5 protein-coding genes and 4 pseudogenes are annotated in these 7,870 nt (G+C 67.0%); 1 reads left to right on the top strand and 8 read right to left on the bottom strand.

The genetic code is table 11. The annotated features are described in order from the left end of the window. Positions 1 to 53 precede the first annotated feature (53 nt). Positions 54 to 815 (bottom strand): annotated as a pseudogene (locus tag ACZ7HT_RS36785) (IS5 family transposase); the annotation flags it as partial. A gap of 197 nt (positions 816 to 1,012) precedes the next feature. Between ACZ7HT_RS36785 and ACZ7HT_RS36780 the strand changes: the two are divergent. After that, positions 1,013 to 1,386: pseudogene (locus ACZ7HT_RS36780) on the top strand (IS630 family transposase); the annotation flags it as partial. Between the two features lie 11 nt (positions 1,387 to 1,397). Here the strand turns inward: ACZ7HT_RS36780 and ACZ7HT_RS36775 are convergent. The 7 genes and pseudogenes from ACZ7HT_RS36775 to ACZ7HT_RS36745 form a co-directional block, all read right to left on the bottom strand. After that, positions 1,398 to 2,207 (bottom strand): methyltransferase domain-containing protein, encoded by an 810-nt coding sequence (locus ACZ7HT_RS36775; protein WP_471174094.1) that lies wholly within the window; start codon positions 2,205 to 2,207, stop codon positions 1,398 to 1,400. Further along, a complete protein-coding gene (locus ACZ7HT_RS36770; RefSeq protein ID WP_471174100.1) occupies positions 2,146 to 3,024 on the bottom strand; it encodes an IS630 family transposase in 879 nt (292 codons plus the stop codon). Before ACZ7HT_RS36770 ends, ACZ7HT_RS36775 begins: the two co-directional genes overlap by 62 nt. A gap of 316 nt (positions 3,025 to 3,340) precedes the next feature. Beyond that, positions 3,341 to 3,862 (bottom strand): hypothetical protein, encoded by a 522-nt coding sequence (locus ACZ7HT_RS36765; RefSeq protein ID WP_471174092.1) that lies wholly within the window; start codon positions 3,860 to 3,862, stop codon positions 3,341 to 3,343. Then, positions 3,834 to 4,291: pseudogene (locus tag ACZ7HT_RS36760) on the bottom strand (helix-turn-helix domain-containing protein). Before ACZ7HT_RS36760 ends, ACZ7HT_RS36765 begins: the two are co-directional and overlap by 29 nt. 695 nt (positions 4,292 to 4,986) lie before the next feature. Next, positions 4,987 to 5,502 (bottom strand): annotated as a pseudogene (locus ACZ7HT_RS36755) (eCIS core domain-containing protein); the annotation flags it as partial. Between the two features lie 484 nt (positions 5,503 to 5,986). Beyond that, a protein-coding gene (locus tag ACZ7HT_RS36750) for an IS5 family transposase (protein ID WP_471174091.1) occupies positions 5,987 to 6,918 on the bottom strand; the annotation gives its coding sequence in 2 pieces (ribosomal slippage) (positions 5,987 to 6,583 and positions 6,586 to 6,918; 930 coding nt in all). Positions 6,919 to 7,009: 91 nt separating this feature from the next. Then, on the bottom strand, positions 7,010 to 7,651 hold the full coding sequence (locus ACZ7HT_RS36745; protein WP_471174088.1) for a hypothetical protein: 642 nt from the start codon (positions 7,649 to 7,651) through the stop codon (positions 7,010 to 7,012). Positions 7,652 to 7,870 lie beyond the last annotated feature (219 nt).

Below are 7,870 nucleotides of genomic sequence, written 5' to 3'. Positions count from 1 at the left end.
TCGGAGCGTGTGGCGCCCCCGTTGTTTTTCTGGGGGTGTTTCCCCCCACACTAGACCACATGGCGCTCGCGGGAGCCGACCGGGTCGGGGCGCGCCGGCCCCCCCCCCCGGGAACCGAGCTTCTGGCGGTTGCGCGCTTGGTCGGCCTTGTCGGGGATGGTGCAGCGGATCCCGCGGCGGCGGAGGTAGGCGCGGTTCCTGCGGGAGGCGTACGCCTTGTCAGCCCGCACGCGATCGGGACGAACGCGTGGCCGGCCCGGCCCGATGCGGGGCACGCGGACCTTCTCCAGCACCGGTTCGAACTGCGGCGAGTCCCCGCGCTGCCCTGCGGTCACCACGATCGACATGGGCTTCTGGCCCTGCTCGACAGCCAGGTGCAGCTTGGTGGTGAACCCGCCGCGCGAGCGTCCCAGCCCGTGATCACCGGGCTCGGTGAACTCACCGCCCGGCAGTTCCTTCTGCAGGTCGCCCTGTTTCCGGGCCCCGGCCGCATGCTGATGAGCGCGGCACACCGTGGAGTCGACGCTCAGGTCCCATGTGATCGCTCCTTTCGCGTCGGCCAGGGACTGCAGCCGGGTGAGGATCCGCTGCCAGGTGCCGTTCCGCTGCCATCGGCGGAACAGGTCATAGATCCGGCCCCAAGGCCCGTACTCGACGGGCACGTCCCGCCATGGAACACCGGTCCGGACCCGAAACCGTATGCCGTCGATCAGCCGTCGGCGAGGCCAGACCGGCGGCCGCCCCGCCCTGGCGCCCTTCGGCACCAATGGCTCCAGCACCGCCCACTGCTCGTCCGTGAGATCTCCCCGCCCCATGACTTGAGAGCATTCACGACCCAAGATCCACTTTCGATACACGGCCTAGTGCTGTGACCGCAGAGGGTTTGGCCGGGTTGGTGGTCGTGGCGGAGGGGCGGAAACTGCAGCAGATCGTGCGTCGGGGCAGCGCCAACTCGGTGCGCTACCGGCAGGCGATGATGCTGCCGGCGTGGGCCGACGGGAACCGCGTACGTGAGGAGGTCATGGACCGCTTCCCGGACCGGGGCTTCGCCTTCGACGAGTTCGGCCCGCTCGGCATCCACCCGAGCGCGGGCTCGGGCTCGGGGTGAGGCTGGGCTGCCCGAAAGCACCCCGACCGGCTGCCTGCCACGTATCACCGCACCCACGGCGTGCGCTACTTGCTTGGCCGCTACTCGGTCGGCGACGACACCCTGTGGGGCGTGAACCGTCGCAAGAAGAGGGCCGCCAACACGCTGGCCGCGCCGAAATCGATCCGTGCGCGACCGGCCCGACGGCGCCCCGATCTACGTGATTTTGGACAACCCGTCTGCACAACGGAGGCACCGACATCCGCCACTGGGCGAAGGAGATCAAGGTCGAGTTGTGCCCCGCTGGCTGTCAGCCTGGCAAGGGCAGCGTGCCCGCGGTGAGGAAGAACGTGACGGCGTAGGTGAAGCGTCCTGCGCGCACGGCATCGTCGAACTGGGCCACGAACCGGTCCGCGTCCGCGGATTCGAGGTAACCCCGAGCAGCGGCACTGTGCGCCCAGGTGCGCAGGCCCATGACATTGTCGGCTGCCGACGGGTCGCGCACGACCATGGTCCGGGCTTCCACCGTGATGTCGTGAAGGCCGCGAGCAGCGAGCAATCCGGCGTGCTGGTGGGCCAGCGCGCCGTTGCGCAGGCCCACGTCAGCCCTGAAGCGCAACACCCGGCGGGCAAGCTCCTGATCGTCAATGTCGAGTACCTGGGTGTCGTAGTCCGGATCTGCCAAGGCGACCCGGCCGCCGGGACGGACCACCCGCAACAATTCATCCAGCACCCGCGACGGTTCGGCGACGTGTTGCAGGACCCGGTCAGCCCAGGCGCCGTCGAACCGAGCCGCTGCGAACGGCAACCGGTGCCCGTCCGCGACAGCGGCGCGTGGCAGTCCTCGGTCCCGCGCCTGCGCGATCATCGTCAATGAGCTGTCGACCGCCACGACCTCGGCCCCACACTGCGAGCGCAGGGCCACGGCAGCGTCCCCGGTACCCGCTCCGACCTCAAGGAACAGCCCGCCGGGCTTGGCACACAGGAACTCCTGCAACCGCTGCTTGTAAGCGGCGTAGAACGGCTCCGCACCCAAACGGTCCAGGACCTGAACCCACTCAGAGGGCCGGGGCTGCGTGTCCACCGACGTGAAACCATGAGCAACAACATGATCGTTCATGGGAGCACGCTAGTGGCGCACACGCAGCCTCGGCCGGGTAATGCGTCCAGGTGCGGATGGGTGAGTCGGGGGCGAAGTTGGTCTTCGGTTCCGCGCGGGTGTTGTGCCAGCGGACGTAGGCGGCGATGGCGGCGTTCTGCTCGTCGTGGCTGCGATGGTCAGTGCCGTTGAGCGCGAAGTAGCGCAGGTCCGCGAACTCGGCCTCGATCCAGTTCAGCCAGGAGCCGTAGGTCGGCAGGAAGATCGGCTCAACGTCGTTGTCGGCCGCCCAGGTAAGGACCTTGGCGTGCTTGTGCGGGGAGAAGTTGTCCAGCACCACATACAGCTTTTCCCCGGGCCGGCGTGCGCGCAGGGCTTTGAGGAGGTCGAGGAACTCGCGCCACCGCTTGCGCGGGCGGATGCGGTAGTACAGCTTGCCGGTGGCCAGATCTAGGGCCGCGAGCAACTGCCGCACCCCGCTGTAGCGGTTGTAGGTTGCCCGCAGCCTGCGCGGACGCCTCACCGGCCCCCACGGCTTGCCCTTACGAGGCATCAAGTTCAGCGGCCCGAGCTCATCGACGCATATCCCCCCGTCTACGTGCGGGGTGTCGTACAGCGCCAGGACGCGGTGCATCTTGGCGATGAACTCTGGGTCGGTGGACGCCTTCCACGTGGTGGTGGTCTTCCAGCGGATCGTGCCGGCGCGCAGGATCCGGCGCAGGGTCTCCCGGCTGATGGCCGCGGTCACCTTCTGCTTGATGAGGTGGTCGGCGAGCTTGCTCAAGCTCCAGGTGGAGAACGCGGTGATCTTCCAGTCGGCAGGGGACGTCCGGGCGATCAGCTCCGTCAGCTACCAGGCGCATGCCGAGATGATCCCACGCGGCCTGCGATCACCTCGACCCCATTCAGCGGCTGACCAACGGCCCAGACGTTAAAGATCAAGTTAGCCGTTCACCGCCGTTGGGAGACTGATCGGTGAACGTGATGACGGTCGTGGTGCCCGAGGCTCAGCGACGCCCGCTGTATTCGGCGTTGCCTACGGATACCCTGGGCCACAGCTGGGCGCGCCCTCTGTGTAAAGCTCAAGCGTCAGCTCCGCCTCCGCCGGGTCCCTTTTGGTTTGCCGTACCCGTGCAACGCCTGCTCACCGTTGATCACAGAGCCGCGCGCCCGCGTCCGCGCAGAGACGACGGAGCCGTACCGGTTCCACGCACCGGGAACGGCCCCTTGCCCACTCGTTCAGGAAGCCCGGATCGCCTGCTCGATCTCCGCGCCGCCACGGGCCACCACGACGGGCCATTCGTCCCTGAGGGAGGCGGGCAGAAGCTCTCGATCCTCTTCCCGCGAATCACGGTCGGCCCGCCCGGGACGACGAGCACGGCATCCAGTTGACGCAGGAGGACGGCGAGGAGGTCCATCATTCCGTCCCCTCCGAAGCGGTTGACGGTGATGCCGGTCGGGCCGTTGAAGTACACGCCCGCTTCCTCCCCCTCCGCCGTACTCGCCAGCGGGAAGTCCGTCTCGGGGTCCCGCGTCACCGTATAGGGGGCGGGGACCTCGTGCGCGGCACTCATGTCCAGCGGTGCCGGCTCACCGTTCTCGAGCCGGCACACGAGGATGTCAAAGCTCATGCAGTCTTTTCTGACCTCAGGTTGAGACGTGGTGAAGGACGACAACGGCCTTCACCATGTTGGTGATCCGGTTGGTGCTGCAGCGGAGCTTCCGCAGAGGGCGCCAGCCCTTCAGGGTGGCCATAGCCTGTTCGCCGAGACAGCGGACCTTGGGGTGCCGGCAGCGATCCGGTCGATTGACAGCAAGGTTCCGTCAAGGATCACGAAGGTTTTCGCTCGTACGGTTTTCATCGCCTCGGTCAGGGTCGGCGCGACGGCAGCCAGGTCGTCGATCACCTCACGTATGTATCGGTACATGGTCGCGACTCCGATGCCGAACCCGGCGGCGAGCGGCGCGAACGTGTCCCCGCGCTGCAGATGAGCGAGGGCGAGCAGGGGCTGACGGTCGGCAGGCAGCCGTCGCCACCGGGTCCCGATCTTTCGCTGCCGGGTACGGAGCTGCGTGGTCAGGTAGCGCAGGGTGCCGCTGGACAGATCACACGCGCTTACTACTGGGACAGCTCTGCAATTCTGGCATCAACAAATTCCACAGCAAACTCCGCCTGACCTCCAGAACCTCCGGTGTGGAGATCCAGGAAGTGCATAACTCCGCCATTGATGACCCCTTGAAGGTCGTTGACCTTAGCCTTCTTCGCCTTCACGAGATTTTCCCTAATCTCCCCCAGCTGGGACAAGGTGAGACCCTGGATCTCATTATTGAAGATCGTATCCCCTCCCGGCTTTCCGAACTGCCAGCGCGTACCAGTGACGAAGTCCATTTTGACAGCCCAGCCGACCTCGCCTGGACCCCCGTCGGAATAGGTAAGGCGCCCTGCTGCTTCAGCGCCAGCAATTCGACCACCCAGGCCCTGCTTTTTGAATTCCTCTAGGGCCTTCACTGCTCTAACGTACCCCGACGGGGCTTTGACCATTGACCCTCCGCCGAATATCTTGTAGACGTGATTCCCTACCTTATGCACCCCCAGCGACGCCTCTCGCGAGTCGAATGTCATACTGATCGCCTGTGGGTCCTGTCCGGGAAATTTGATGGTCTTCACGGCGGGAGCGGTGGCGACATCGGAAGTTTCACTCGTTGCTTTACCTCCACCCTTCTTGCCGCCTTTACCGACGTCCTTCTTCCCGCCTTTTCCGCCTGCTCGCTGAATCGCTGACGCCGAGTGATTTGGTGTGTCACCGGCCGACCGCACCGCTGAGGGTTCACCTGCCATGACTCTCGCGGCGTTGGCTTCGGCTTCGCGTTCGAAGCGGTCGCCGGGGTCGGAGATGCTGAGGCCGTTGCCGTTGTTGGTGCCGGAGACGGGGCCCTTGCGCTGCTGGACGACGTGGGTGAGTTCGTGGGCGAGGGTGTGTTTGTCTCCCCCACCGTCGCCTATGACGACGTTGTTGCCGCTGGTGTAAGCGCGGGCACCGATTTCAGCGGCGGAAGCGCGGGCGGCGCTGTTGTCGTGGATGCGGACGTCGGAGAAGTCGGCGCCAAGGCGGACTTCCATCTCCTCGCGGAGCGGGGCGTCCATGGGGCGGCCGCTTCCGGCGAGGACATCGTGAACGGCGGAACGCTGAACGGCGGGCCGGTCGGGGAGGGTCTGCTGGTGGCCGCAGCCCGCGCCGTGCACGTGCTGTTCCTGTGCTTGGTCCTTGCGCTGGACGGAAGGCTGGGCGTAAGGGTGACCGGAAAGCTGGAGCATCCGCAGAGCGGCGGCGTTGCCCGCGCTGCGCTGGAGCGCCAGGATGCCGGCAGCATCCGCCGGCGCGGGCTTCCGGGGCCTGGGGGCCTGGGCTTCTGCCGCCTGATCAGAGCGGCGTTCGTGCTGTACCAACTGAAGAACCTTTCAACGAAGGGACACAGCCCACAGCACCCTGTCGCACCCCCCTGTCACCAGGTCTGGAAGGGCAGTCGCTCGGGCACAGGTCCCAGCCTTCTGAACACCCGACACGTCCCTGGCGCACCTTCCAGACGACGGCGCCCGGATCCGCGCCCTCGTCCCCGACGGCACCCAGGTCAACGGCACCCACCCGAGCGAGCCCGCCTTGCCGTGCTCACCGCCGACGAAGCCCGCGAGACGCTCGAGCTGCTCCAGATCCTGGAACCGCCCAACCCCGCCGCGCGCGGCCCGGCGGCGGGGCAGCTCGCCACCGACCTCACCCGCCGCCTAGGGACTGTCCGGCCGATCATGTGCGGAGCCAGATGACGACGGCTGCGGCAGTAGCGGTTCCGAGGAAGATGTAGCCGCGCTTGTCGTAGCGGGTGGCCACAGCTCGGGCATGCTTGAGCTTGTTGATGGCCCGTTCGACGGTGTTGCGCTTCTTGTACCGCTCCTCGTCGAAGCCCGGTGGCCGTCCGCCGCGTGAGCCTTTGCGCAGGCGGGCGGCCTGGCTGTCGATCTTCTCCGGGATGGTGTGCCGGATGCCCCGGCGCCGCAGGTACTCACGGCACGGCCCGTTGCTGTAGGCCCTGTCCGCCGCGAGGCTGTCAGGCTTCTTCCGCGGCCTGCCCGGCCCGGTCCTCGGGACACGGATCTTCTCCAACACCGGCTCGAACTGCGTGCAGTCCGCCCGCTGTCCCGGTGTGACGATCAGGGACAGCGGGCGGCAGCGGCCGTCCGCACTCAGATGGATCTTGGTCGTGAACCCGCCCCGCGAGCGGCCCAGGCCCTCACCTTCTGTACCACCTCCGCCAGGTGGGCGACGAGGCTCTGCCACCGCGTCTCGCCCTGGTGTTCTGCTGCTGCGGCCCCCTTTGAGGCGGGAGCCGGCGGCGGATCGGTGCGGGCGCCGGCAGCGTGCTGATGTGCACGCACGACGGTGGAGTCGACCGAGATGTCCCAGCCGATCTCCCCGGCCGCGTCGGCCTCGGCCTGGACCTGCCGGAGCAGGCGTTCCCAGGTTCCGTCGGCCGACCACAGGCGGTGGCGTTCATAGACGGTCTTCCACGGACCGAACCGTTCGGCCAGGTCACGCCACTGCACGCCGGTCCGCACCCGGTGGAGAATCCCGTCGATCACCTGACGGTGATCTCGCCATCTGCCACAACGCCCGTTGCTCACGGGCAGGAACGGCCGCAGCTGTTCCCACTCGGCATCGCTCAGATCACCCCGCCCCATGCCCAGAGGAACGACTCGAGCACGGAGTAGTCACATGATCAGCTGGACGGCGACAAGCTTGCCGGCCTCGCCGCCGGGGCCCGCGTGATCATCAGTTGGACCGGCTGGCGGTCCCCAGTGTGCGGCCCGCGAGCCAGGCAGCGATCCGCTTCTGCAACTCCTTGTCGGTGCGGGGATAGTCCCAATGTGCGTACCACTCCAGGTCTTGCAGGATGTTCTCAGAGTGGGCCGGGTGGGCCACCGCCCTCACGTCGACACCGATCTCGCCCGTCGAGCAGCTGATGTACACGCTGCTGTCGAGCGCCATCATGCTGAAACCCGGGTGGCCCGCACGTATGCCGAGGAACGCCGATGCCGCACCCCGGCCCATGATGTCCCAGCGGTCGAGGAGCCGGACCCGGGTCCAGACCGGCGATGGGGAATGGCGGCCATAATGCAAGTGCTCCTTCGGCAGGAGAGCATGGTGCGTGTGGGTGCCGTGGGGAAGCTGGACGAGGAACTCGCGCTGGTGGTCGAGAAGGCCCGAGGAGACCGCCAGGTCGTACCAGTCCTCGTTGAGACGCTGGACGAGCCGTGGGGTTTCGTACGGGTGGGAGAAGCCGCCGACGATGTCCTCGGGACGGTATCCGGAGACGAACGGCATCGTTCCGTCCGGCACCGTGTTCGGGATCACCTCGAGGCCAGCCCGCCGCAGCGGCCGGTACATCTTGCGTTCGCGCTCCTGGATACCCACGGGGCAGTGTTCTACCAGGTGCGGTGCTCCAAGAACCCCCGGCCCGGCGCGTCTCCCGTTTCCCGACCTCCCGGATCGGACCGGTGCTCGGATCAGAGGCGTGATCGGCCGGACAGGTCCTAGCTGTATTGATCACGAGCGTTGTTGACACTGGTCTGGTCTTGAACATGGCGAAGACCTCCGGTGTGGTGGGAGCTGTCTAGGAACTCACCTCACGGA

Source organism: Streptomyces sp. NPDC037410 (genome assembly GCF_055602235.1).
The sequence above is the reverse complement of the archived record's forward strand: the minus strand, read 5'-3'. Positions and strand labels throughout refer to the sequence as shown.